We start from the raw sequence: 23124 nt of genomic DNA on the forward strand, positions 1-23124 counted from the left end.
GGCCAGCTGACGATACAGGAAGGCATCGTCGAAATTGATCGCCGCCGCATCGGCCTGTTCGTTGGCGTAATAGACCTTGTCGATTCGCGCCCAGTAGGTGGCTGACAGGCACATCGGGCAGGGTTCGCAGCTGGTATAGAGCACGCAGCCTTTCAGATCGAAACGCGCCAGCCGCGTGCAGGCGTCGCGGATCGCCATCACCTCGGCATGCGCGGTCGGATCGTTGGTCGAGGTCACCCTGTTCCAGCCCTCGCCCACCACCTTGCCGTCCCGCACGATCACCGCACCGAAGGGCCCGCCGGCATTGGCGCTCATATGGATGCGGCTCAGCGCAATCGCCTGCCGCATGAAAGTGTCGTGACCGGACATCGGAACCTCCGGGGTTACGAACCGCGATACGTCGAATAACTCCAGGGCGAAGCCAGCAGCGGCACATGATAATGCCCGTCGGCCTCGGCAATGCCGAACCGCAACGGCACGACATCGAGAAACGCCGGCTGCGGCAGGTGTGCGCCCAGTCCGCGAAAATAATCGCCGATGCGGAAGACCAGCTCATACTGGCCGGACTGGTAGTCGTCGCCAGTCAGCAGCGGCGCATCGGTGCGGCCATCGGCATTGGTGACCACCTCTTTCACCAGGCTGCGTGCCTCGCCATCGCCCAGGCGATAAAGCGCGATCTTCACGCCGGCTGCCGGCCTGCCGTTCATGGTGTCGAGAACATGGGTGCTCAGGCGGGCCATTCTCTGTCTCCTACTCGCCCAGCAGCGCTTCGAGGCGGATGCGGGCGATCTTGCCGACCTCGGCCAGTGCCGTGGTGAATTCGATGTCACGCGGATGGTTCACGCGCTGCTCGAAGCTTTCGAAAATCTGCCGCTTGCTGCGCAGCTTCACCGCGATGATGAAGGGAAAACCGTGTTGCTCCAGATAGGCGGCATTGAGCGCAACGATCTTGGCCTTTTCCTCAGGCGTCAGGCGGGTCAGCCCGACGCTGTCCTGCTCCGAAGTGGAATGCGCCGTCAGCGTGCCGGCGTCGGCTTCCTTGCCGGCGAGCTGCGGATGGGCGCGCAGCAAAGCCAGCTTCTCGGACTCGTTCGCGGCCCACATCGCCAGCACCATGGCGCCATGCAGGCTGTCGAGGCTGGAAAACGGCCGCTTTGCCGTGGTGCGCTCGGGCACCCAGGGCGAATGTTCGAAAATGCCGCCCAGCGCCGCGACGAAATCGGCCGCGCTCATGCGGTTAAGGTCAGCAAGACTCAGCGTGACATGCTGCATGACGCCTCCGGGATGCGGCTTCCTGTATAGCCGATCACGACCTGCGTGGGAAATACTGGCGCAGGCCGCGCCACAAGGCCGTGGTCTCAGCGCCGCCGGCATCGCGCGCATCGGGCCGCACGGCGGTATGCACCATCACCAGCCGGCGGGACGGGTCGACGAAGATGGTCTGGCCGCGCACGCCGAGCAGGGCGAAGCTGCCGTCGTTCTCCGGGAAGATCCAGGTCTGGAAACCGTAGCCGAACCACCGGCCGGTATGATTGCTGTCGAAATGCATCCGGGTCATCTCGCGCAGCCAGGCGGCCGGGATCACCTGCCGCTCGCCCACTTTTCCGCCATTGGCCAGCAGCATGCCGAGTCGCGCATAGTCGCGCAGCACAGCGTTGAAGTTCGACGAGGTATTCTCCTGGCCGGTGCGGTCGATCACCCAGCTGGCATCGGCCTCAGCACCGATCGGCTGCCAGATACGTTCCGACAGATACTCGGCAATCGGGCGTTTCAGCGCAGCCGTGAGCACCAGCCCCAGCACCTGGCTTTCTGCCGAGGCGTAATACCAGCGTGCGCCGGGCGCAGCATCGCGCGTGTTGAACTGCCGCACCGCGCCGGCGCCGCCGGTGCCGAACAGAAGCGCGCGAGAGAGTTTCGCGGAATCGTCAAGGCCGTCGTAATCCTCGCGGAACTGCACGCCCGACGACATGGTGAGCAGATGCCGGATCGGCGTGCGGCCATACTCGCTGCCCTTCAGCGCCGGCACGTATGTCTCGGCCGAATCCTCGATGGAGGCGATGGCACCGTCCTGCACCGCCAGACCGACCAGCAGGGCGCAGATCGTCTTGGCCATTGAGAAGGAAATGAAGCGATGAGTCTCGCCGCGGCCATACTGGTAGCGCTCGACATGGATGGTGTCGCCCACCGCCACCAGCAGGCCGGTGGCGGGATTGCGCGCCAGATAGCCGTCGAGATTGGCGCGTCCGCCGCCGCGCACCGGCGGAATCAGATACTGCACCGCCGGTTCGGCAGTTGCACGCCGCCACGGGCGCGGCGTCTCGGGCCGCCGCACGGTGCGGGCGTTGAAAATCTCGTCCATGCGTGAGAAGGCATCGACGCTGTAGGCCGGCTGCCACCAGGTAAACGGCGTGGCGCGCGGATACTGGCCGAGGCTGTTGGTATAGTCCTGCAGGTTGGGACCGCCGGGATTCATGCGGATGGCGGTGGCCGATGGCGTTGCGGCCTGTTGCGGCGCCTTCGCCCCACCGCTCGGCGTGCAGGCGGCCAGCGCCAGCACAAGGCCCATACCCAAGATGGAGTGACGCAACATTCCACTGCCCACTTTAGTTTGTCATGGCCGGGCTTGACCCGGCCATCCACGTCTAATTGCTTTTCAGTCAGCCGAACAGCCGAAATCTTGTTCTGCATATCACGCCAGTGAAGGCGTGGATGGCCGGCCAAGAAGCGTTTTCTGGGCCCGGCCATGACACTTTTGTGGTTGATCTTTAAAGAATCAAAATGGCGCGGAAATCGTTGACGTTGGTCAGGGTCGGGCCGGTCACCACCAGGCTGCCGGCGGCCTGGAAGAAGCTGTAGCCGTCGTTATTGGCCAGGCAGGCCTTCACGTCGATGCCCTTCATCGCGGCGCGGCCGATGCTGTCGGGCGCAAGCCAGGCGCCGGCATTGTCCTCGCTGCCATCGATGCCGTCGGTATCGGCGGCCAGCGCGTAAATACCTTCCGCGCCATCGAGCGCGACCGCCAATGCCGTGAGGAATTCCCCATTGCGCCCGCCGCGGCCCTTGCCGCGCAGGGTCACCGTCGTTTCGCCGCCCGACAGCAGTACGCAGGGCGCTTTCGCCGGCTGGCCATGACGGCGCACCTGCCGGGCGATGCCGGCCATCACCATCGCCACGTCGCGCGCCTCGCCCTCGATGGCATCGCCGAGGATCAGCGGCGTGAGACCGGCGTCGCGCGCCACTTTCGCTGCGGCCTCCAAAGCCATCTGCGGCGTGGCGATCATTTTCATGGTCGTATTGGCGAAAGCCTTGTCGCCGGGCTTCGGCGACTCATCTTTCGCGGCGGCCAGATGCTTCTTCACATTGGCCGGCAGGTCGATGCCGTATTTCTCGATCACCGCCATTGCATCCGCGTAAGTCGTCGGATCTGGCACCGTCGGTCCGGACGCAATGACAGCGGGATCGTCGCCCGGCACGTCCGAGATCAGCAGCGAGACCAGCGGCGCCGGCGCGGCAGCGGCCGCCAGACGCCCGCCCTTGATGGCGGAGAGATGTTTGCGCAGGCAGTTCATCTCCGCGATATTCGCGCCGCAGGACAGCAGCGCGCGGTTCACCGCCTGCTTGTCGGCCAGCGTCAGGCCGTCGGCGGGCAGCGACAGCAGCGCCGAGCCGCCGCCCGAGATCAGGCAGAGCACCAGATCGTCAGGCCCCAGGCCCTGCACCTTCTGCAGGATCAGCGCTGCGGCCTTTTCGCCAGCGGAATCCGGCACCGGATGCGAGGCTTCCACCACCTGGATGCGGTCGCAGGGCACGTCATGGCCGTAGCGCGTCACCACCAGGCCTTCGAGCGGGGCATCCGCCGGCCAGGCCAGTTCGACGGCGCGCGCCATGCTGGCGGCGGCCTTGCCGGCGCCGACCACCACCGTGCGCCCCTTAGGGACTGGCGGCAGATGCGGCGCGACGCAATGGGCCGGATCGGCGGCGTCGCGCGCGGCCGTGAACATCGCCTGCAGCAGGGCAACCGGATCGCCAGTCATAGTTTCACCCCTGTCATGACGTCACCTTTATTCCATAGGCTTCCGCCACTTTGAGCGCCGCGGTGGCGATGTGATAGGGCGTGGTGGCCGGCAGGTAGTCACTGTCGGGGGAGAGATCGCGGCGCAGGAATTCGCGCCAGCCGCCGCCCGGCGTCAGATAATGCTGCGCCAGGAAAGCAATGCGGCGGTCCAGCGCCGCATAGGCCGCCGGCTCCGCCATGGCGATGGCGCGCATCGCCTGCAGCTTGACGCATTCGGTCATCGGCCAGATCCGCTTGCGGTCGCTGACCACCCGGCTTTCGGTATCCAGCTGGTCATAGATGCCGCCATGCTGTGGATCGACGCCATGCATATCGGCCCAGGCCAGCAGCGGCATGGCAATCTGGCGATACTGCGTCTCGCCACTCGCCGCTGCATAATCCAGCAGCAGGCCGGCCCATTCGTAGGAATGACCGGGCTCGACAATGCGGCCATTTTCCCCGTCCGGTCGGCCGGCGGCGTCGAAATGCTCCAGCACCCGGGTGCCGTCATCGGCGCGCAGCCGCTGCATGAACAGCAGCACGATATCGCCGGCATCGCGCAGCACGCCCTCCTGCGATATGGCGGAATCGCGCGTGGCAGCATGCAGCGCCAGCAGCGCCTCCAGCAGATGCATATGCGGATTCTGCTCCAGCGCCATGTCGCGTTCGCGCCAGTCGCGACTGGCAGATTGCGCGTACCAACCCTGCGGCAGCAGCAGGTGCTGCTTCATCGCCACCAGTGTGCGCTGCGACCAGTCCAGCGCGGCGCTCTTGCCGAAGATCGCGCCATATTCGGCCAGCGCGAAGATCGCAAACGCGTGCCCGTAGGCATCCTTGCGCGGATCGGCCGGCGCCTGTGCATCCGCGCCGGTCTTCAGGCTGAAGAACCAGCCGTGATGCTGGTGGTCCCAGAACCGGCCGGTGAGATCGGCATAAAGTGCATGGGCGCGCGCGGCGTACTTTTCATTGCCGGTGATGCGCCAGGCCTGTGAAAAGAAGAACAGCTGCCGCGCCACCGCCATGCTGCGGCGGTAGCCCACCAGCACCGGCGCCAGATCGGCGGCCTGCAGCCGTTCGATATTGTGGCTGCCGGCGGCATCCCAGCCGTGGTCGAGCCAGAGCCCCGCCATGTCGACGAAGACATGACGGACGAAGCGCTGCGCGGTGCTGCGCTGCGGCTCGCTGAACGGTGGCAGGACGGACGACGACTTGGTCACGGTGCCTTCATTGCCATGTCCGGCGGCATATTTCGAGGCATTGCCGGCCACCGACGTTTCTCTCCCCGGAAATTTATCCCGAACCATTGCCGGCGTCGCCAACCCGCGCTTGGCCTCGATGGCGGCCCGGTGTTACAGTCAACAACTGTATACAATATTCCAGCGTCACGACAGGACTACAGCCCATGGCCGCCACCCGCTTCGCCGACCGCATGCTTGCGCAGCTCGACGAACTCGGCCGCATCAGCGAAAGCCCCGACTTCCTGCAGCGGACCTTTCTCACGCCCGAACACCGCACCGCCCATCTGCGCGTCGCCGACTGGATGCGTGAGGCCGGCATGGAGGTCGAGCATGATTCGGCCGGCAACGTGGTGGGGCGTTATGCTGGCACCGATCCGGACGCACCTGCCCTGATGACCGGCTCGCATCTGGATACCGTGCGCAATGCCGGCAAATACGACGGCATGCTGGGCGTGATCGCGCCGCTGGCCTGCATCGCGGACCTGCACAAACGCGGCAAGCGGCTGCCCTTTGCCATCGAACTGGTCGGTTTCGCCAATGAGGAAGGCACCCGCTTCGGCGCCAGCATGGCCGGCAGCCGCGCCGTGGCCGGCACTTTCGACGGTGCCATGCTGAAGCAGACCGACAAGCAGGGCGTCAGCATGGGCGACGCCTATCAGGCGTTCGGCCTCGATCCCGCCAAAGTCGGCGCCTGCGCGCGCAAGCCGGGCAGTATCGCCGCCTTCATGGAGCTGCATATCGAACAGGGCCCGGTGCTGGAGCATGAAGGCCTGGCACTCGGCGTCGTGACAGCAATTTCGGGTGCCAAGCGGCTGCGCGCCGAGATCACTGGCCTGGCCGGTCATGCCGGCACCGTGCCGATGGGTCAGCGTCAGGATGCTTTGCTCGCCGCCGCCGAGGCCGTGCAGTATATCGAGACGCGCTGCACCGGCACGCCGACCCTGGTCGGCACCGTCGGCGTGCTGGAGACGCTGCCCGGCGCGATGAACGTGATTCCGGGCAAGACGATCTTCTCCATCGACATCCGCGCCGCCGAAGACAGCGTGCGCGATGCCGCCATTGCCGATGTGCTGAAAGAGATCAAGGCGATCTGCGCCCGCCGCAAGCTGGAAGTCAGGATCACCGAGCTTTACGCCAGCACCTCGACACCGTGCCATCCGGCGCTGATGGAGGCCGCCGAGGCCGCGATCAAGGCGCAAGGGCTGCCGACCATGCGGCTGCCGTCCGGTGCCGGCCACGATGCCGCCACGCTGGCGCCGCTCTGCCCCATCGGCATGATCTTCATGCGCTGCACGCGTGGCATCAGCCACAATCCGCTCGAAGCCGTGCTGCCCGAAGATGTGGAAGTGGCGACCGCGGCGCTGCTGCATTTCATCGAGAATTTCAAACCCGTCCAGTGATCAGGCTTTTCCCATGACCATCGACAAGGCCGTCGTCACGGCGATCCACGATTTCGTCACCGCCGAGCAGGGCAACATGGCCGGCATGCTGGCCGAACTGGTGAAGGTGCCGTCCGACAATCCGCCGGGCGACTGCGCGCCGCATGCCAAACGCGCCGCCCAGCTGCTGGAAAGCCTCGGCTTCACCGTCGAGCAGCATCCGGTGCCGGCCGATCTGGTGCAGGCCAACGGCATGATCAGTTGCACGAATCTGATTGTGCGCAAAAAATTCGACGACGGACCCGTGGTGGCGATGAATGCCCATGGCGACGTGGTGCCGCCCGGCGAAGGCTGGAGCGTCGATCCTTTCGCCGCCGTGGTGAAGGATGGCGTGATGTATGGCCGCGGCGTGGCGGTATCGAAATCCGATTTCGTCACCTACGCCTATGCCCTGCTCGCGCTGCAGAAACTCGACAAGCCGATCAAAGGCAGCATCGAACTGCACCTGACCTATGACGAGGAGGTCGGCGGCGGCATCGGCCCGGAATGGATTCTCAAGACCGGACTCTCCAAGCCCGATTACGCTTTCTCGGCCGGCTTCTCCTATGCGGTGACGACAGCGCATAACGGCTGCCTGCATCTGGAAGTGACCGTCAACGGGCTGTCGGCGCATGCCGCGCGGCCCGACACCGGCCATGACGCGCTGGAAGCCGCCACCAAGGTGCTGACCGCGCTCTATGCCTATCGCGACACGCTGAGCGGCACATGCTCGAAGGTGGAAGGCATCACCACGCCGTCGCTGGTCGTCGGCCTGATCAAGGGCGGCATCAACACCAATGTGGTGCCGGACCGCGTGTCGCTGCGGCTGGACCGCCGCATGATCCCGGAAGAAAATCCGGAGCAGGTCGAAGCGGGCCTGCGCGACCTGATCGCCAAGACCGTTGCCGGCCTGCCCGGCATCTCCGTACAGGTCAGGCAGGTGCTGCTGGCGCGGCCGTTCGGCGGCGTGCCCGGCGTGGAAAAGCTGATCGAGATGCTGACGCGCAACGCCACCGAGGTGATGGGCAAGCCCGTGGGAACAGAAGGCATCCCGCTTTACACCGATGCGCGGCATTACTCGGCCGCCGGCGTGAAGACGGTGCTCTACGGTGCCGGGCCGCGCAACCTGCTGGAAGCCAACGGCCATCGCGCCGACGAGAAGCTGGTGCTCAGCGACCTTTATAAAGCAACGGAAGTCGTCGCCCGCACGCTGTACGAACTGCTGGGCTGAGCATGGCGAAAAAGAAGGCTGCAAAAAAGATCGATATTGTCGCGGCGGCTCTCGGCAAAAAGCCCTATCCGCGCGACCTGAAGGGCTATGGCCCGAATGCGCCTGATCCGAAATGGCCGGGCGGCGCCAAAGTCGCGGTCAGCTTCGTGCTGAATTACGAGGAAGGCGGCGAGCGCAGCATCCTGCATGGCGACCGGACGTCGGAAGCCTTCCTGCATGAAGTGCCCGGCGGTGTTCCGCGCGAGAAGATGCGCGACGAGCAGGTGGAATCGGTCTACGACTACGGCAGCCGCGCCGGCCTGTGGCGCATCCTGCGTCTGTTCGCCGAACGTGGCATCCCCTTCACCTCCTGGGCCGTCGGCATGGCAGTGGCGCGCTATCCCGAAGCGGCCGCTGCGATGCACGAGCAGGGCCACGAAGTCGCGAGCCACGGCTGGCGCTGGATCGATTACAGCAAGATACCGCTGGCGACCGAACGCGCCCATATGAAGCTGGCCATCGAAGCGATCCGCCAAGCGACCGGCGTGGCACCGCAGGGCTGGTATACCGGGCGGCTGTCGTCCAACACACTCAAACTGGTCGCCGAAGAGAAGAGCCTGGTCTACGCGTCGGATGCTTACGACGACGACCTGCCGTATTGGACGACGGTAGGGAAAAAGCCCCTGCTGATGCTGCCCTATACCTTCGACAACAACGACATGAAATTCGGCCAGCTGCACGGTTTTGCCACCGGCGCGGATTTCGAGAGCCATGTGAAGGATGCCTTCGATGTGCTCTATCGCGAGGGCAACGACGGCGCGCCCAAGATGATGACGATTGCGCTGCATTGCCGCCTGATCGGCCGGCCGGGTCGCGCGGCGGCATTGGCGCGGCTGATGGATTACATCCAGAAACACGACAAGGTCTGGATCGCGCGGCGTATCGACATTGCCGAGCACTGGAAGACGGTGCATCCGTTTAAGGGGTGATCGTCGTCCCCGCGAAAGCGGGGACCCAGTCTGACGGTTGTTCTGGGTTCCCGCTTTCGCGGGAACGACGTCGAGGATTACCTCTTCCCCACCATGCCATCCCACGCCGCCATTGCCGCTTCTACGGTGGCCAGCAGCTGCTTCTTCGTCGCGCCGTCACGCGCCTGGATCGACATGCCCTGCATAAGCGTCGTGTAAAACGTCGCCATCGCCACGGCGTCGGCGCCCTTCGGTACATCGCCCGCCGTGATCCCGCGCCGAATCCGCGCCGCCAGCATCTCGACCGCACTGCGGCGCGTCTTGGTCATCAGCCCGCGCACGCTCTTGTTCTCCGGCGCACCGACAATGGCGGCCAGCACCACCATGCAGCCCGGCGGCTTCTGCGGATTCACATAATCGCCGGCATGGAAACGCAGCATCGCCGCAAAACTTTCCTTCGCCGTTCTGCCCTGTGCCAGCAGCCGCTGCGGTTCGGCGCCCTCGGTGACCTGATAGAGATCGAGCGCTTCCCCGAACAGCGCCTCCTTGCAGTCGAAGGCTGCGTAAAGACTCGGCGCATTGATGCCCATCGCCCCGGTCAGGTCGCTTAAGGAGGTCGCCTCATAGCCGCGTTGCCAGAACACCTCCATCGCGGCCCTGAGCGCCGCGGCGCGATCGAAGCTGCGCGGCCGGCCTTTTGCCGGCTTCTGAGCTTTTGTGACCCTGCGCACGGCCATGACCGTTTCCTGCGCTCCCATTCCAATTCTGTAGCAATCGATAAATAAAGCGCTTGACCCCGGCCGGCAAGCCCCTATCCTCCGCCTCACATTCTGTATCGATTACTACACAACAAAGGAGACTCCCCATGACCGACCTCAATCTCAAAGGCAAGGCCGCGCTCGTCACCGGCGCCAGCCGCGGCATCGGCGCCGCCATCGCCAGGGCGCTGGCTGCGGCTGGCGCCGATGTGGCGATCACCTATTCCGCCTCGCCCGACAAGGCGCAGGCCGTGGTCAAAGACCTCGGCGGCAAGGCCATCGCGATCCAGGCCGACAGCGCCGATGCCAAAGCCGTGCAGGCGGCCGTGGCGCAGACGGCAAAGACCTTCGGCCGCTTCGATATCCTGGTGAACAATGCCGGCATCGTGACCTATGAGGACACGCTGGAAAATATCGACAAGGTGCTGGCGGTGAACACCCGCGCGCCTTACGTGGCCGCGCTGGCGGCCGCCGGGCAGATGAAGGACGGTGGTCGCATCATCACCATCGGTTCCTGCCTGGGCGAAAACGTGCGCCAGCCCGGCATCACGCTCTATTCGATGAGCAAGGCGGCGATGACCGGCATGACGCGCGGCCTGGCCCGCGACCTCGGCCCGCGCGGCATCACCGTCAATGTCGTGCAGCCCGGTCCGACCAACACCGACATGAACCCGGCCGACGGCGAATATGCTGCCAGCCAGGCGGCATTCACTGCGCTCGGCCGTTACGGCCGGCCGCAGGAGATTGCCGATACCGTGGTGTTCCTCGCCAGCGACGCCGCCAGCTATATCACCGGCGCGCAGATCGCCGTCGACGGCGGCACCAATGCCTGAATAAAGCCGCGGCCGGCGGTGCTATTTGCGGCTGCCGCCGGCCATCCGCGCAAACACATCCTGCAGATCGACCGGCTTGCGCCGGCCGGCGCTGAGATCGAGGCTGTCTTCCAGCCGCTGCAGATGCTCATCCATGTAGCGCACCGCGCTGGCCACATCATGCGCGGCGAGCCGGTCGAGCAGCGCGCCGTGCTCTTCATGGCTGCACAGGCTGCTGCCCGGCATTTCATAGACCGCGACGATCAGCGAGGTGCGCGAGATCAGCGCGCGCAGGAACACGAGTAAAGGTTCGTTGCGGATCAGCTTGGCGATCTCCAGGTGGAATTCGCCCGACAGCTTGATCGCCATGCGGCGATCGCGGTGCTTTTCGGCGTCATGCTCGCGTGCCACGAAGCGGCGCAAACTTGCCACCTGGTCCGGTGTGATGCGGCGCGCCAGTTCCGCGATAATCCCGGCCTCCACCACGCGGCGCGCGGCAAACACCTCGCGCGCCTCCTGCTCGCCCGGCTTGGCGACCGATGCCCCGCGGTTATGCTGCAGGGTCACCAGGTTGAGATTCTCATGCGCCAGCGCCAGCAGCACCTTGCGGATGCGCGTGCGGCTGACGCCGAAAGCCCTGGCCAGCACATCCTCGGGCAGCTTGGTGCCCGGCAGGATGATCTGGTCGACGATGGCGGTATAGACGCTGTCGTAGATGGTGGCGTCGTCCACCGCCCTGCGACCCGGCTTTTTCCCCGTCGCCGATACGGCTGCAGTTCGGGGCAGCCGCGGCACTGCCATTGCTTCGGCCGGCGTGATCTTACGGTCGGCCCTGGTCATGGCCGCGCCGCGCTGAGTTTTTGCCGCCTGACTCTTTGCTCCGGCCCGCGCCATGCCTGTCCCCCGGACAATCCCCGGAAGCGATCGTATACGATTGCCGGTTTTCCGGCTATATCGCCGACGTCCCGCCACCCGGCCGCTGTCCTGGGGAACTGGCTGTTCCGACAGGCGTTTCCACAGTCTCGTTTGCGTAGATCGGGACGGCCCGAATGCCCACATTCCTTGTCACCGGCGGCTGCGGCTTCATCGGTTCCCATCTGGTGGACCTGTTGCTGCGTCAGGGCCACCGCGTGCGCGTGCTGGACGATCTTTCCACCGGCCGCACCCATAACCTGGCGCCGGAAGCCGAACTGATGATCGGCGATGTCGCCGATGCCGCCATCGTGGCGCTGGCCATGAAAGGCGTGATGGGCTGCTTTCATCTCGCCGCCGATACCAGCCTGCAAACCTCCGCCGAGGACTGGCTCCGCAGCCATCGCACCAATCTCACCGGCACGATCACCATCTTCGAGGCCGCGTGCAGCCGCGCCGTGCCGGTGGTCTATGCATCTTCGGCCGCGGTCTATGGCGACAGCGGCGATCAGCGCCTGTCGGAAATGGCGCCGGCGCGACCGCTGAACGCCTATGGCGCCGACAAGCTGGGCTGCGAGCTGCACGCCCGCATCGCTGCCAGCCTGCATGGCGTGCCGACAGCCGGCCTGCGCTTTTTCAATGTCTACGGCCCGCGCCAGGATCCAGCCTCGTCCTATACCGGCGTGATCAGCATTTTCGCCGCCCGCGCCATGGATGGCGAACCGATGCAGCTGCATGGCGATGGCGAGCAGCTGCGCGATTTCATCTTCGTCGCCGATACGGCCGCGCATCTGGTGGCGGCGATGGACCGCCTGCTGGAGCGCCAGCGCGACCGCCGCCCGGCCGCCGCCGGCGTGTTCAATGTCTGCACTGGACAGCCGACGCGTATCCGCGAACTGGCCGCGATGATCGCGCGGCTGAGCGGCCGGCCGCTACGCCTGCAGTCGACGCCTGCCCGCGCCGGCGATATCCGCCGCTCGCTCGGCGATCCGTCGGCCGCGATCCGTCATCTGCGCATCGCTGCAACGACGGCGCTGGAAGACGGCCTGCGCCAGACCTTGAGCCGCCTGCAGCCGCCGACGCCGACGAATATCCCCGGCCTCGAACCGGTCACGCCCTTCGGCGTGCACTGGTCGAGCCGCCTGCTGTCGCAGTGACAGCTGCCGCCGCCGCCGCGTTTCGACATCCGTAACGGCAGCCTGCCGGGACAAATACGAGGGTATGTAGCTCCCTCGTATGTAGCTCCCTCTTAGTCCGTCATGGCCGGCCTTGTGCAGCAACATAACCGTCACCCTCGGCTTGCCCCGAGGGTCCATCCCGTACGATCTCCATAGGCATTACCCCCTTCCGTCATGGCCGGCCTTGTGCCGGCCATCCATCCCGTGCCAGCGTCAGTGTATGGCGGGCGGGTGGCTGTACATCATGACCAACGGACCAAACGGCACGCTCTATGTCGGCGTGACGGCCGATCTCAAACGGCGCGTGCATGAACATCGCACGGGCGACGCCGGTGGCTTCACCAAACGCTATCGGCTGACGCAGCTGGTCTACGCCGAAGCGCACGACACCATTCAGTCCGCCATCCAGCGCGAGACATCGATCAAGCGCTGGCCGCGCGCCTGGAAGCTGCGCACCATTCACGCCCTGAACCCAGACTGGCGCGATCTCTACGACGATCTGACCTGACCCATTCGTCTGATGGATGGCCGGGACAAGCCCGGCCATGACGGTGGTGTTGAAGGCGGTGCCTCGCCTAGTATCCATCCATGTCCTCTTCCCCCTCCCTCGCCCCCGCCCCGATCACGTCAGCCGTAGCCGCCGGGCTGCTCTCCGCCTTCGTCGGCTTTGCCTCGTCCTTTGCCGTCATCCTGCAGGGGCTGATCGCCGTGGGCGCGACGCAGGCGCAGGCGGCATCCGGCCTGATGGCGCTCAGCCTCGCCATGGGCGTCTGCGCCATTCTCCTCTCCTTACGCACGCGCATGCCGATCAGCATCGCCTGGTCGACGCCGGGCGGCGCGCTGCTCGCAGCTTCGGCCGGCCATGAAATCGCCGGCGGCTTTGCCGGCGCGGTCGGCGCCTTTCTCATCTGCGGCGCGCTGCTGACATTGGCCGGCCTGTGGAAACCGCTCGGCCGCGCCGTCGCCGCGATTCCGTCGCCGCTGGCCAATGCCATGCTGGCCGGCATCCTGCTCAGCCTCTGCCTTGCGCCAGTGAAAGCCGTGGCTGCGCTGCCGGTCGCGGGCCTGAGCATCGTGATCGTCTGGGCGCTGGTGGCAAAGTGGAAACGCCTCTATGCGATGCCGGCCGCCGTGCTGGTCACGCTCGGTTTCATTGTCGCCGGCGGTGAGTTGAACACCCTCGACATCGCCACCCTGTGGCCGCAGCCGATCCTGGTGCCGCCGCAATTCTCAGTGAGTGCGCTGCTCGGTATCGCGCTGCCGCTGTTCATCGTCACCATGGCATCGCAGAACATCCCCGGCATCGCCGTGCTGCAGGCCAACGGCTACAGGCCAGATCCGGCGCCGCTGTTCCGCGAGACCGGGATTTTCTCGGTATTAGGCGCGCCCTTCGGCGGCCATGCCGTCAACCTCGCCGCCATCACAGCGGCGATCTGCGCCGGACCCGAGGCGCATCCAGATCCGGCCCGGCGCTGGGTCGCTGCCGTCGTCGCCGGTGTCGGCTATATCGTCTTCGGCCTGCTGGCGACGGCAGCGACGGCGGTGTTCAGCGCCGCGCCGCCTCTCTTGATTCAAGCTGTCGCGGGGCTCGCCCTGCTCGGCGCTTTCGCCAATTCGCTGGTGGCCGCGTTGTCCGATCCCGAAAGCCGCGAGGCCGCCGCGATCACTTTCATCGTTGCCGCCAGCGGCCTGACGCTGTTCGGCATCGGCGGCGCTTTCTGGGGGCTGATCGCCGGCGGCGCCATCCTGGCGCTGACGCGGTGGCGGCGCAAAGCTTAAGGAACCTCGGCCGCTCGAACGGGTTTTCTTCTGTAACAAGGAGGCCCGCCATGTCCAGACAGACACCCCCGCCGATTCCGCAACCGAGCCAGTTCACGCTGGAGCCCGGCGATCACGGCCGCGGCACCGGGCCGCTGCATACCGAACCGCTGGTGAAGAATTCGCCGCAGCGGGAACGCGTCGGCCCCGGCACCTATGGCAACGACCAGTTCGCCGCCGAGCATCACGACGATTTCGTGCAGGACCGCGAACTGCCCGAGGGTTTATGCGATCCGCAGGGTGGCCCACTGCGGCCGACCAGGAAGCCGAAGGAAGCGCGCTACGGCCGCCATGGCGGTCAGGGCAAGGGCTGATCCGGACTACGTCCTTACAGCATCCTTATGAGTAAACTCATATCATAGCTCTGATGCGATATTCATATAATATACTGAAATATAATAATTATTTTTAGAACATCCTTGAAAATCCCTTTACCGTGAGAGCTTTTATGAGGAATGCGGGCTCTTCCTCGTTATTTTATGCGCGCCTACGCGCTCAACACGAAAACGACTTGACCGTTATGAGGAATCGGGTTATCAGCAGAATAGAGCCGAAAATCAAACGGCTCTGGCGGGAGGACACCCGCTCAGAGCCGCCGATTGTAAGTCTTGGTGCTAAGAACGACCCTCAGTCACCAAGGTGGAAGCAGGGCCAAGAGAAGGCCACTACTCTCACGTACGCACGTAGAGTATGGCACACTCCCCGCGTCTTTTCAAGGGTTTAGCGGATTAGGAGGTCACCATGCCCCCCAAGAAAAAGCGCAAAAAGCCGGGAACTCCGGATCGTCGCTATGGGATCGGTACGCGTCGCTACTATTTACGTCTCTGACGTGTAGCACCAAAACGATCTGCGTTGAGACCGGGACGCCGGCTTGGCGCTTCTTTAAACGCCTTAAGCGCGGGGTTGAGAACCCCGCGCTCCTTGGGGGATAAAATGCCGATAGAAAGAAAGACCAAACCTGCCGCCGCCGAGCCAAAAGCCGGACGTGAAGTGTCCGCAATCGGCTTCCCATACCTCGACCTCGATAACGCAATTTCGGTGGCTCGAGCAATGATAGAGAACGGTGGCGTTCCCTGCACTCGAGACCAACTGGCCGGTGCAATGAAGCAAGTTCCCAGCAGCGGCAATTTCGTTATGAAACTCGCCGCAGCCCGACTTTTCGGGCTGATCGAAGTCAATCAGGGAAAAAACCATCTGACTCAGAATGGCTTCGCCATTGTTGATCCAGAACGTCAAAAAGCGGCTAGAGCCGAGGCATTTCTAACCGTGCCTCTTTATCGCCGTGTTTACGAGGAGTTCAGAGGCAAGCAGTTACCCCCTCGTCCATTGGGATTGGAACAAGCATTCGTTAATTTTGGGGTTCCGGCTAAGCAAAAAGATAAAGCTCGATGGACCTTTGAGAAATCAGCAAGACAAGCTGGCTTTTTTAATGCTGCTGAAGATCGACTGGTTGAACCGATCTTGGCATCGACTGGTTCTGAAAAATCATCTGCCGCCGCCGAACCAAATAAGAAAAGCAATATTTCTGAGAGTTCCACTACTTCGGGGGCGAATCTTGACCCGCTCATTGAGGGCTTGTTGAGACGCTTGCCTGATCCCGGTTCGGATTGGGATTACAACAAGCGGGTCCAATGGCTGCGGACATTGATTGCCAATTTGGATGTCGTATATCCCTCTGTTGATGACAGTAAATACATTGCTGTATCAGTGGAAGTTGACGAGTAAGAGACTTAGCTCCTGCCGTCATGGCCGGGACAAGCCCGGCCATGACATTGATTTTTAAACGTCAGTTACGGCGCGTGTGTCGGACATGCTTTTGCGCGCCGCCATCCGCCCCCACCAGGCTGAGAGCTTCGGATGCGCGGCCATCATGCTGCGGCCTTCGTCCGTCATCGCCAGGCAGGCCAGCATCGGCGCCGCGTGAAGATCGGCGAGGCTGAGCGCGTCGCCGCAGAGATAGTCCTGATCGTTCAGGATACCGGCCAGCACCGCGTGACAGGCCGCCGCCTTCGGCAGGCTGGCCGCGATCTTCGCTTCATCCGCCGTCTCGCCGCGCTTCGGCTTCGACACACGCTCGACGAAAATGCCCCAGACGCCGCGCGGGTAGAGATAGCTGTCGCAGACCGAGATCGCCTGGGTCATGCGGGCGCGCTGCTGTATATCGCGCGGCTGCAGGGCCGGACCGGGAAAGGCCTCGTCGACATAGCGCAGGATCGCGCCGGTCTCGAACAGGGCGAAGCCGTCATGCTCGAAGGCCGGCACCTTGCCGAAGGGCTGCCGCACCAGATGTTCGGCCGGCGGGCCGCCCGGCGCAAAGACATGCACCTCTTCGAAACGATGCGCGACGCCCTTCTCGATCAGCGCCAGACGGCAGCTGCGCGTGTAGACGCTATAGGCGGCGCCGAAAAGCATAACCGCCATTCTATCGCTTTGCTTCCAGCGCCATGCGCACCGCTAGCCCGGCCAGCACGGTGCCCATCAGCCAGCGCTGCACCAGCAGCCAGAGCGGACGACCGGCCAGGAAGCCGGCGATGCTGCCCGCCGTAATCGCGATCACCGCATTGACGCTGATGCTGATGCAGATCTGGATGAAACCGAGCGTGATCGACTGGCCCAGCACATTGCCCTGTTCCGGGTCGAGGAACTGCGGCAGCAGCGAGAGATACAGCATGGCGATCTTGGGATTGAGCAGGTTGGTGATCAGCCCCATGGTAAAGAGCTTGCGCGGGCTGTCCTGCGGCAGCTGCTTGACCTGGAACGGCGAACGGCCGCCGGGCTTGATTGCCTGCCAGGCGAGGAACAGCAGATAGGCCGCGCCGCCATAGCACAAAGCCTCGTAGGCATAGGGCACCACCAGCAGCAACGCCGTGATGCCGAAGGCCGCGGCCAGCATGTAGAAGACGAAGCCCAAAGCGACGCCGCCCAGCGAGATGATCCCCGCCATGCGGCCCTGACAGATCGAGCGCGAGATCAGGTAGATCATGTTGGGGCCCGGCGTCAGCACCATGCCGAGGGAGACGGCGGCGAAGGCCAGCAGGTTTGCGGTGGTGGGCATGGAGAGACTCGTGCGGCTGGGGTTTGTGCCCGCATCCTAGCCGAGCGGCCGCCGTGCTTCAGCAGCGGAATTGTCGGGGGACATTCAAATGATTCGTCGCTCCCGCGCCCGGCGGCTTTGCCGCCATGCATATCCTTTCGCGCAAAGCGCGACATGCATATCCTTTCGCGCAAAGCGCGACGGGAGGAGCCCGGTCGATCCGTCTGCTGGATTCCCGCTTTCGCGGGAATGACGAGTCTCCCAAAAGCGCTACAACACCCGTGCGAAAATTCCCAGGCCATCCGCATTGATATCGCGGTCGATCGCCTGCCAGCCGCGCTTTTCGTAGAAAACCTGCGCAGGCGGCAGGGCCGAGAGATAGAGCCGCGCGATGCCGAGCGCCGCCGCACGCCGCTCGATCTCCGTCACCAGCGCCGCCCCCAGCCCCGCCCGGCGATGCTGCGGTTCCACCCACAGCGCGGCCAGCCAGGGCACCATATCCGTGCGACCGGACACCGCCACGTAGTCGGGTTCGTCGCAGGCGATCAGCGACACCGTGCCGGCAAAGGTGCCATCCGCTTCGGCCGCCAGCGTGAAGGGCAGCGCACCGGCGGCGAGATGCCGGCGGAACCCCGCCTGCAGAGCGGCGAGCGGCGTGCCCTTGTGCTGCCAGAACGCGGCCCAGACGGCGGACGCCACCGGATCGATCAGGTCGCTGCGGTCGCGCAGGTCATGGATCGTGCAGATCATGCCCTGGCATAACACGGAAAGACCGGAAACGAAAAACGGACGGCCCGGCATACTGCGCCGGACCGCCCGCTCTCTGCCTCAAACCCCGCCGCAGAAGCGGGTTTTTGAAAGCGCCGTTACTTCGCCACCGCGCCGCTGTCGTTGAACAGTTTGCCGCGCAGGTTCTTGTCGGAATATTCGTATTCCGGCATCGCCTTGAGCTGATCTTCGGTCAGCGTGGTGCGCAGCGTGTCGCCGCCATCGGCCACGGTCAGCGCACTGGGCGCCACCGCCACCGCGCGCTCGCCCAGGCCCATGAAGCCGCCGACGCCGACGCCGACGATCAGGTTCCGCACCTTGCCGGCCGCGTCGAGCTGGACCGCCTGCACCTCGCCGACCTTTTTATTCTCGGCATTCTTCAGGTCGGCGCCGATCAGTTCCTTGGCATCGACACCGGCCATGGCGCCGCCGGTCGCATCCGGCGCTGCCGACATGGTCGTGCTGCTTCCTGGCATGCCGGAGGTGCCGCTGCCCATGCCCCCACTGCCCATACCTTTGTCGCCCATGCTCGGCGGACTGGTCGCAGGACCGGTCTGGTCGGTGGCGGCCGGCGGGGTGCCGGCGCCCGGTGCGGTGCCGGGACTGCGATCGGTCTGCGCGAAGGCGGCACCGCCCAGGCCAAGCCCGAGCACGGCTGCTGTCAGGGTCAGATGTCTTGCTTTCATAGTCGCCTCCATATGTGTGAACCGGATCGCCGGTCGCTTCGGCAGCGACGCCGCGTTCCTGGCCAACCCCGTCGATGCCGCACAGGTTCCCTTGCCCAAGCAGGGTTGAAAGCCGGATCATGTTTTCTATATGTTCCTATAGTTGCATTGGCAGTCGCCCTGGACAAGGAGAAGGCGTAACAAGCTAAAATAAGGGTGCTATAAGCCTGCAATAAGCCCCAAATAAGAGTGGGATAAGCCGGTCTTGAGCCCGGACAAAGCCGCCACAGGCTTGTACCAGCACGCCGTAGATATCCCTAAATTACTGATTAAACTTCATAAAGCTGCGGCAAACCGCGTTCTTGATCGCCTGCCGCGAAGCCGCTACACCAGCCGCGGCCATCCGGCCGGCTTTCCGCCCGAGTCCTTTCTGATCCGCTGTCCGCCCCTTCTTTGCTGAGGCTTCGATGATCCCGCGTTACACCCGTCCCGAAATGGCCGCCATCTGGGAACCGGAGCAGCGGTTCCGCATCTGGTTCGAGATCGAGGCGCATGCCTGCGACGCCCAGGCCGCACTCGGCGTGATCCCCAAGGCCGCCGCCAAGGAAGTGTGGAAGAAGGGCAAGTGGAAGGTTGATCGCATCGATGAGATCGAACGCGAGACCAAACATGATGTCATCGCCTTCCTGACCAACCTCGCTGAATATGTCGGGCCCTCTGCCCGCTTCGTGCACCAGGGCATGACCTCGTCGGATGTGCTCGACACCTGCCTGAATGTACAGCTGGTGCGCGCCGCCGATCTGCTGATCGCCGGCACCGACCGCGTGCTGGCCGCACTGAAAGACCGCGCCTTCGAATTCAAGCTGCTGCCCACCATCGGCCGCAGCCACGGCATCCATGCCGAGCCGACCACCTTCGGTCTCAAGCTGGCCGGCTTCCATGCCGAGTTCCAGCGCGCGCGCAAGCGCCTGGTGGCGGCGCGCGAGGAAGTCGCCACCTGCGCGATTTCCGGCGCGGTCGGCACGTTTGCCAATATCGATCCCTTCGTCGAGGAATGGGTCGCCAAGAAGCTCGGCCTGCAGCCGGAGCCGGTCTCGACGCAGGTGATCCCGCGCGATCGCCATGCGGCTTACTTTGCGCATCTCGCCGTGGTGGCGTCTTCCATCGAGCGGCTCGCCACCGAGATCCGCCATCTGCAGCGCAGCGAAGTGATGGAAGCGGAGGAGTTCTTCTCGCCCGGCCAGAAGGGCTCGAGCGCGATGCCGCACAAGCGCAACCCGGTGCTGACCGAGAACCTGACCGGTCTGGCGCGCCTCGTCCGCTCGGCCGTGGTGCCGGCGCTGGAGAATGTCGCGCTGTGGCATGAGCGCGACATCAGCCATTCGTCGGTCGAGCGCGGCATCGGGCCCGACGCCACCATCCATCTCGACTTCGCGCTGCATCGCCTCGCCGGCGTGATCGAGAAGCTGGTGGTCTATCCCGACAACATGATGAAGAACCTCGACCGCTTCGGCGGCCTGGTGCATTCGCAGCGCATCCTGCTGGCACTGACGCAAGCCGGGTTGAGCCGCGAGGATTCGTATCGTCTGGTGCAGAAGCATGCGCTGAAAATCTGGCAGCATGGCGGCGACTTCCTGCAGGCTTTGCTGGCCGAGAAGGAAGTTACGGCCAAGATCAAGCCCAGGCAGCTGACGGCGCTGTTCGACCTCGGCTATCACCTCAAGCATGTCGACACCATCTTCGCCCGGGTCTTCGGCAAGGAGGGCGTCACGCCCGGAGTCAGGAAGGGTAGCCTCCGTAAGGGCAAGGCGAAGAAAGCCGCCCCGAAGAAGAAGGCAGGGAAGAAGAAGCGTTGACTTATGTGATCAGGCGGCCTCTCCTTTGGAAAAAAGGGAGAGCCGCCATGATAGAAGCCCTGCGCACGCCCGAGGAGAGGTTCGAGAACCTGCCAGGCTATGCCTTCCGGCCGCATTACCTCGAGCATACCAACGGCTTGCGCATGCATTACCTCGACGAGGGCAGGCATGCCGGCAAGACCTTCCTCTGCCTGCATGGCCAGCCGACCTGGAGCTATCTCTATCGCAAGATGATCCCGGTCTTCACCGCGGCGGGGCATCGCGTGGTGGCGCCGGATCTGTTCGGCTTCGGCAAATCCGACAAGCCGCGCGACGATGCCACCTACACTTTCGATTTCCACCGTGACAGCCTGATCGCGCTGATCCGCGCGCTCGACCTGCATGACGTCGTGCTGGTCTGCCAGGACTGGGGCGGGTTGCTCGGGCTCACATTGCCGATGAAAATGCCAGAGCGCTTCACCGGCCTGCTGGCGATGAACACCGCATTAGGTACCGGCGACATGCCGCTGACGCAAGGGTTTCTGGACTGGCGCGCCTGGAACAACAAGAACCCGGATATGGCGATTGCCAAGCTGATGCAGCGCAGTTGTCCGCAGCTGTCCGACGCCGAAGCCGCCGCCTATGAAGCGCCCTATCCCGACCAGGACTACAAGGGCGGCGTGCGGCGTTTCCCCAATCTGGTGCCGGATGCACCCAATGCGCCGGGTGCTGCAACGTCACAGCGCGCGCGCGACTTCTGGAAGAACGACTGGAATGGCGTGAGCTTCATGGCCATCGGCATGACCGATCCGGTGCTCGGCGCACCGGTGATGTATGCGCTGCAGAAGCTGATCAGGAATTGCCCGGCACCGCTGGAATTGGCCGACGCCGGGCATTTCGTGCAGGAATGGGGCGAGCGCGTCGCCACCGAAGCGCTCGGAAGGTTCTAGTTACTTCGCAAAGATCGCCGAATCGTTGGCAAAGGCCTTGAACTCGAGCGCATTGCCCGAGGGATCGAGGAAGAACATGGTGTGCTGCTCGCCCACCTCGCCCTCGAACCGCACATAAGGCTCGATGATGAAGTTCATGCCGGCTTCGGTCAGCTTCTTCGCCAGCGCCTTCCAGTCCGGAATGGAAAGAATGACGCCGAAATGCTTGGCCGGCACCTGGTGGTCGTCGACCGAGCTGTAGGCCTTGATGGCGCATTCTTCCGGCGCCAGATGCGCCACCAGCTGGTGGCCGTAGAAATCGAAATCGACCCAGTGTTCCGCCGAGCGGCCTTCGGCGCAGCCGAGCAGTTCGCCGTAGAACTTGCGCGTCACCGCAATGTCCTTGACCGGGAAGGCAAGATGGAACGGACGTAGCGTGGAGGCGGCCTGCTTCTGAACCGGGGCAAGGGCGTTCATTATGAGTTATCCTCGTTTCTGGGGGGCTTAAACTGGGCGAGATACTAGCCGCTGGCACTGGACCGGCAACCGATTTAAACTCGCAGCATGATGAGTTTTTCTCATACTGATATTGCCCGGACTTTGCCCTCGCTGAATGCCCTGCGCGCCTTTGTCGCCGCGGGCCGGCATCTGAGTTTCACGCGCGCCGCCGACGAACTGCATGTGACGCAGGGCGCAGTGAGTCGTCTGGTGAAGCAGCTGGAGGAGGATCTGGGCGTCAGCCTGTTCAGCCGCGGACCGCGCGGGCTGGAACTGACCGAAGCCGGCGCCGCCTATCTGCCGCCGCTGACCGATGCTTTCGAGCGCATGCTGGCCGCGACTAGGCTGATCGCGCGCAGCACGCGGCCGGCCAATCGTCTGGCCATCACCATGCTGCCGACCTTTGCGATGCGCTGGTTCATGCCGCGGCTGGCGGATTTCCATCAGCTCAATCCCGAGATCGCAGTGGATGTCACCAGCGCAGACCGGCTGGTGGATTTCGCCGCCGAACCGGTCGATGTCGGCATTCAATACGGCAGTGATCGCTGGCCCGACGACCTGCATGCCGAATTCCTCTTCGCCGAAACCGTCACGCTGGTGGCGAGCCCTGCCCTGCTGAAACGCAAGCCGCTGCACAAGCCGGACGACGTGAAGCGCCACACGCTGCTGACGCATTCGACGCGACCCGAAGCCTGGGCCGAATGGTTTGCCGCTGCAAACCTCAAAGGCCAGGCGCCGCATGGCCCGGCCTTCGAGCATTTCTTCATGTCGATCGAGGCTGCCGTGAACGGGCTCGGCCTCGCGCTGGTGCCGGATTTCTTCGTCGCATCGGAACTGCGCGACGGACGACTGGTCGAGCCGCTGCCAAACCTGCGGCTGCAGCGACCGGGCGGTTATTACCTGCTCTGCCTGAAGGGTCGCGAACGCGAGCCGGCGGTCCGCGCCTTTCGTAACTGGCTGTTCAGCTGAAACTGGACAGTCGCTGCAACTGCCTTATATCGCCCTGCACCTCACTCTCCGTCTCGCGCT

At 64.3% G+C, this 23124-nt stretch carries 26 protein-coding genes (2 of these 26 only partly in view); 12 read left to right on the forward strand and 14 right to left on the reverse strand.

Annotated features, from left to right (window positions below; all coding sequences use genetic code 11):
* Positions 1-50, reverse strand: partial view of a Crp/Fnr family transcriptional regulator gene (locus CTR53_RS15470; protein WP_367158984.1) — the start only. The gene continues 628 nt to the left of window position 1, outside the view; the window shows 50 of its 678 coding nt (coding positions 1-50); it begins with the start codon at positions 48-50; its stop codon lies beyond the left edge, outside the window.
* Positions 1-369: the 5' portion of a nucleoside deaminase gene (locus tag CTR53_RS15475; RefSeq protein WP_290815269.1), read on the reverse strand. 42 nt of this gene lie to the left of the window's left edge; the window shows 369 of its 411 coding nt (coding positions 1-369); it begins with the start codon at positions 367-369; its stop codon lies off the left edge, out of view. The genes CTR53_RS15470 and CTR53_RS15475 overlap by 92 nt, the downstream gene beginning before the upstream one ends.
* Positions 370-383: 14 nt before the next feature.
* On the reverse strand, positions 384-740 hold the full coding sequence (gene uraH / locus CTR53_RS15480; RefSeq protein WP_290815272.1) for a hydroxyisourate hydrolase: 357 nt from the start codon (positions 738-740) through the stop codon (positions 384-386).
* A gap of 10 nt (positions 741-750) precedes the next feature.
* Entirely contained in the window at positions 751-1272 is a 522-nt protein-coding gene (gene uraD / locus CTR53_RS15485) for a 2-oxo-4-hydroxy-4-carboxy-5-ureidoimidazoline decarboxylase (protein WP_290815273.1), read from the reverse strand.
* 34 nt (positions 1273-1306) lie between these two features.
* On the reverse strand, positions 1307-2590 hold the full coding sequence (locus CTR53_RS15490) for a serine hydrolase (RefSeq protein ID WP_290815276.1): 1284 nt from the start codon (positions 2588-2590) through the stop codon (positions 1307-1309).
* A 175-nt stretch (positions 2591-2765) separates the two neighbouring features.
* Positions 2766-4034 carry a glycerate kinase gene (locus tag CTR53_RS15495; protein WP_290815278.1) on the reverse strand — a complete coding sequence of 423 codons (1269 nt, stop codon included), beginning with the start codon at positions 4032-4034 and terminating at the stop codon, positions 2766-2768.
* Positions 4035-4047: 13 nt separating this feature from the next.
* Positions 4048-5322: an AGE family epimerase/isomerase gene (locus CTR53_RS15500; RefSeq protein WP_290815280.1), complete on the reverse strand. Its 1275-nt coding sequence runs from the start codon at positions 5320-5322 to the stop codon at positions 4048-4050.
* 134 nt (positions 5323-5456) lie between these two features.
* Between CTR53_RS15500 and CTR53_RS15505 the strand changes: the two genes are divergently transcribed.
* From CTR53_RS15505 to puuE, 3 genes are all read left to right on the forward strand, one after another.
* Entirely contained in the window at positions 5457-6692 is a 1236-nt protein-coding gene (locus tag CTR53_RS15505) for an allantoate amidohydrolase (protein WP_290815282.1), read from the forward strand.
* 76 nt (positions 6693-6768) lie between these two features.
* Positions 6769-7941 (forward strand): ArgE/DapE family deacylase, encoded by a 1173-nt coding sequence (locus CTR53_RS15510; RefSeq protein WP_290815752.1) that lies wholly within the window; start codon positions 6769-6771, stop codon positions 7939-7941.
* 2 nt (positions 7942-7943) lie between these two features.
* Positions 7944-8909 carry an allantoinase PuuE gene (gene puuE, locus CTR53_RS15515; RefSeq protein ID WP_290815284.1) on the forward strand — a complete coding sequence of 322 codons (966 nt, stop codon included), beginning with the start codon at positions 7944-7946 and terminating at the stop codon, positions 8907-8909.
* Positions 8910-8986: 77 nt separating this feature from the next.
* Here the strand turns inward: puuE and CTR53_RS15520 are convergent, their stop codons facing one another.
* Positions 8987-9625: a TetR/AcrR family transcriptional regulator gene (locus CTR53_RS15520; protein WP_290815287.1), complete on the reverse strand. Its 639-nt coding sequence runs from the start codon at positions 9623-9625 to the stop codon at positions 8987-8989.
* Positions 9626-9753: 128 nt separating this feature from the next.
* On the opposite strand from CTR53_RS15520, the gene CTR53_RS15525 reads away from it, so the two are divergent.
* Positions 9754-10479, forward strand: coding sequence for an SDR family oxidoreductase (locus tag CTR53_RS15525; RefSeq protein ID WP_290815289.1), 726 nt, complete (start codon positions 9754-9756; stop codon positions 10477-10479).
* 21 nt (positions 10480-10500) lie between these two features.
* Here CTR53_RS15525 and CTR53_RS15530 read toward each other — a convergent pair whose 3' ends face one another.
* On the reverse strand, positions 10501-11298 hold the full coding sequence (locus tag CTR53_RS15530; protein ID WP_290815291.1) for a GntR family transcriptional regulator: 798 nt from the start codon (positions 11296-11298) through the stop codon (positions 10501-10503).
* Between the two features lie 209 nt (positions 11299-11507).
* Here CTR53_RS15530 and CTR53_RS15535 point away from each other — a divergent pair, with 209 nt between their 5' ends.
* The 5 genes from CTR53_RS15535 (at position 11508) to CTR53_RS15555 (ending at position 16091) form a co-directional block, all read left to right on the forward strand.
* Positions 11508-12527 carry an NAD-dependent epimerase/dehydratase family protein gene (locus tag CTR53_RS15535; RefSeq protein WP_290815293.1) on the forward strand — a complete coding sequence of 340 codons (1020 nt, stop codon included), beginning with the start codon at positions 11508-11510 and terminating at the stop codon, positions 12525-12527.
* A 241-nt stretch (positions 12528-12768) separates the two neighbouring features.
* Positions 12769-13056, forward strand: a complete 288-nt coding sequence (locus CTR53_RS15540; RefSeq protein ID WP_290815295.1) for a GIY-YIG nuclease family protein — start codon at positions 12769-12771, stop codon at positions 13054-13056.
* A gap of 80 nt (positions 13057-13136) precedes the next feature.
* Positions 13137-14327, forward strand: coding sequence for a benzoate/H(+) symporter BenE family transporter (locus CTR53_RS15545; protein WP_290815297.1), 1191 nt, complete (start codon positions 13137-13139; stop codon positions 14325-14327).
* Positions 14328-14377: 50 nt separating this feature from the next.
* On the forward strand, positions 14378-14680 hold the full coding sequence (locus CTR53_RS15550) for a hypothetical protein (protein WP_290815300.1): 303 nt from the start codon (positions 14378-14380) through the stop codon (positions 14678-14680).
* 619 nt (positions 14681-15299) lie between these two features.
* Positions 15300-16091 carry a hypothetical protein gene (locus tag CTR53_RS15555; RefSeq protein ID WP_290815303.1) on the forward strand — a complete coding sequence of 264 codons (792 nt, stop codon included), beginning with the start codon at positions 15300-15302 and terminating at the stop codon, positions 16089-16091.
* 54 nt (positions 16092-16145) lie between these two features.
* Here the strand turns inward: CTR53_RS15555 and CTR53_RS15560 are convergent, their stop codons facing one another.
* From CTR53_RS15560 to CTR53_RS15575, 4 genes are all read right to left on the reverse strand, one after another.
* On the reverse strand, positions 16146-16787 hold the full coding sequence (locus CTR53_RS15560; RefSeq protein WP_290815306.1) for a glutathione S-transferase family protein: 642 nt from the start codon (positions 16785-16787) through the stop codon (positions 16146-16148).
* A gap of 1 nt (position 16788) precedes the next feature.
* Entirely contained in the window at positions 16789-17421 is a 633-nt protein-coding gene (locus CTR53_RS15565; RefSeq protein WP_290815309.1) for a LysE family translocator, read from the reverse strand.
* Positions 17422-17670: 249 nt separating this feature from the next.
* Complete coding sequence (locus tag CTR53_RS15570; RefSeq protein WP_290815313.1) at positions 17671-18150, reverse strand: GNAT family N-acetyltransferase; 480 nt, start codon at positions 18148-18150, stop codon at positions 17671-17673.
* A 116-nt stretch (positions 18151-18266) separates the two neighbouring features.
* Entirely contained in the window at positions 18267-18854 is a 588-nt protein-coding gene (locus CTR53_RS15575; protein ID WP_290815316.1) for a PRC-barrel domain-containing protein, read from the reverse strand.
* A 446-nt stretch (positions 18855-19300) separates the two neighbouring features.
* Here CTR53_RS15575 and purB point away from each other — a divergent pair, with 446 nt between their 5' ends.
* Both purB and CTR53_RS15585 read left to right on the forward strand, forming a co-directional pair.
* Entirely contained in the window at positions 19301-20689 is a 1389-nt protein-coding gene (gene purB, locus CTR53_RS15580; protein ID WP_290815320.1) for an adenylosuccinate lyase, read from the forward strand.
* A gap of 47 nt (positions 20690-20736) precedes the next feature.
* Positions 20737-21618, forward strand: coding sequence for a haloalkane dehalogenase (locus CTR53_RS15585; RefSeq protein ID WP_290815323.1), 882 nt, complete (start codon positions 20737-20739; stop codon positions 21616-21618).
* Here CTR53_RS15585 and CTR53_RS15590 read toward each other — a convergent pair whose 3' ends face one another.
* Positions 21619-22074 (reverse strand): VOC family protein, encoded by a 456-nt coding sequence (locus CTR53_RS15590; protein ID WP_290815326.1) that lies wholly within the window; start codon positions 22072-22074, stop codon positions 21619-21621.
* Positions 22075-22161: 87 nt separating this feature from the next.
* Here CTR53_RS15590 and gcvA point away from each other — a divergent pair, with 87 nt between their 5' ends.
* Complete coding sequence (gene gcvA / locus CTR53_RS15595; RefSeq protein WP_290815329.1) at positions 22162-23064, forward strand: transcriptional regulator GcvA; 903 nt, start codon at positions 22162-22164, stop codon at positions 23062-23064.
* Positions 23065-23124 lie beyond the last annotated feature (60 nt).

This window comes from Ferrovibrio sp. (assembly GCF_002796975.1).
Taxonomy (GTDB): domain Bacteria; phylum Pseudomonadota; class Alphaproteobacteria; order Ferrovibrionales; family Ferrovibrionaceae; genus Ferrovibrio.

Bases quoted from the DNA above. Each gene is read 5' to 3' on its own strand.
- CTR53_RS15590 (WP_290815326.1), bottom strand. From the start codon at position 22,074: ATGAACGCCCTTGCCCCGGTTCAGAAGCAGGCCGCCTCCACGCTACGT.
- puuE (WP_290815284.1), top strand. From the start codon at position 7,944: ATGGCGAAAAAGAAGGCTGCAAAAAAGATCGATATTGTCGCGGCGGCT.
- CTR53_RS15585 (WP_290815323.1), top strand. From the start codon at position 20,737: ATGATAGAAGCCCTGCGCACGCCCGAGGAGAGGTTCGAGAACCTGCCA.
- uraD (WP_290815273.1), bottom strand. From the start codon at position 1,272: ATGCAGCATGTCACGCTGAGTCTTGCTGACCTTAACCGCATGAGCGCG.
- purB (WP_290815320.1), top strand. From the start codon at position 19,301: ATGATCCCGCGTTACACCCGTCCCGAAATGGCCGCCATCTGGGAACCG.
- CTR53_RS15510 (WP_290815752.1), top strand. From the start codon at position 6,769: ATGGCCGGCATGCTGGCCGAACTGGTGAAGGTGCCGTCCGACAATCCG.
- uraH (WP_290815272.1), bottom strand. From the start codon at position 740: ATGGCCCGCCTGAGCACCCATGTTCTCGACACCATGAACGGCAGGCCG.
- CTR53_RS15550 (WP_290815300.1), top strand. From the start codon at position 14,378: ATGTCCAGACAGACACCCCCGCCGATTCCGCAACCGAGCCAGTTCACG.
- CTR53_RS15525 (WP_290815289.1), top strand. From the start codon at position 9,754: ATGACCGACCTCAATCTCAAAGGCAAGGCCGCGCTCGTCACCGGCGCC.
- CTR53_RS15555 (WP_290815303.1), top strand. From the start codon at position 15,300: ATGCCGATAGAAAGAAAGACCAAACCTGCCGCCGCCGAGCCAAAAGCC.
- CTR53_RS15540 (WP_290815295.1), top strand. From the start codon at position 12,769: ATGGCGGGCGGGTGGCTGTACATCATGACCAACGGACCAAACGGCACG.
- gcvA (WP_290815329.1), top strand. From the start codon at position 22,162: ATGATGAGTTTTTCTCATACTGATATTGCCCGGACTTTGCCCTCGCTG.
- CTR53_RS15570 (WP_290815313.1), bottom strand. From the start codon at position 18,150: ATGATCTGCACGATCCATGACCTGCGCGACCGCAGCGACCTGATCGAT.
- CTR53_RS15530 (WP_290815291.1), bottom strand. From the start codon at position 11,298: ATGACCAGGGCCGACCGTAAGATCACGCCGGCCGAAGCAATGGCAGTG.
- CTR53_RS15575 (WP_290815316.1), bottom strand. From the start codon at position 18,854: ATGAAAGCAAGACATCTGACCCTGACAGCAGCCGTGCTCGGGCTTGGC.
- CTR53_RS15545 (WP_290815297.1), top strand. From the start codon at position 13,137: ATGTCCTCTTCCCCCTCCCTCGCCCCCGCCCCGATCACGTCAGCCGTA.
- CTR53_RS15565 (WP_290815309.1), bottom strand. From the start codon at position 17,421: ATGCCCACCACCGCAAACCTGCTGGCCTTCGCCGCCGTCTCCCTCGGC.
- CTR53_RS15490 (WP_290815276.1), bottom strand. From the start codon at position 2,590: ATGTTGCGTCACTCCATCTTGGGTATGGGCCTTGTGCTGGCGCTGGCC.
- CTR53_RS15495 (WP_290815278.1), bottom strand. From the start codon at position 4,034: ATGACTGGCGATCCGGTTGCCCTGCTGCAGGCGATGTTCACGGCCGCG.
- CTR53_RS15535 (WP_290815293.1), top strand. From the start codon at position 11,508: ATGCCCACATTCCTTGTCACCGGCGGCTGCGGCTTCATCGGTTCCCAT.
- CTR53_RS15560 (WP_290815306.1), bottom strand. From the start codon at position 16,787: ATGGCGGTTATGCTTTTCGGCGCCGCCTATAGCGTCTACACGCGCAGC.
- CTR53_RS15505 (WP_290815282.1), top strand. From the start codon at position 5,457: ATGGCCGCCACCCGCTTCGCCGACCGCATGCTTGCGCAGCTCGACGAA.
- CTR53_RS15520 (WP_290815287.1), bottom strand. From the start codon at position 9,625: ATGGCCGTGCGCAGGGTCACAAAAGCTCAGAAGCCGGCAAAAGGCCGG.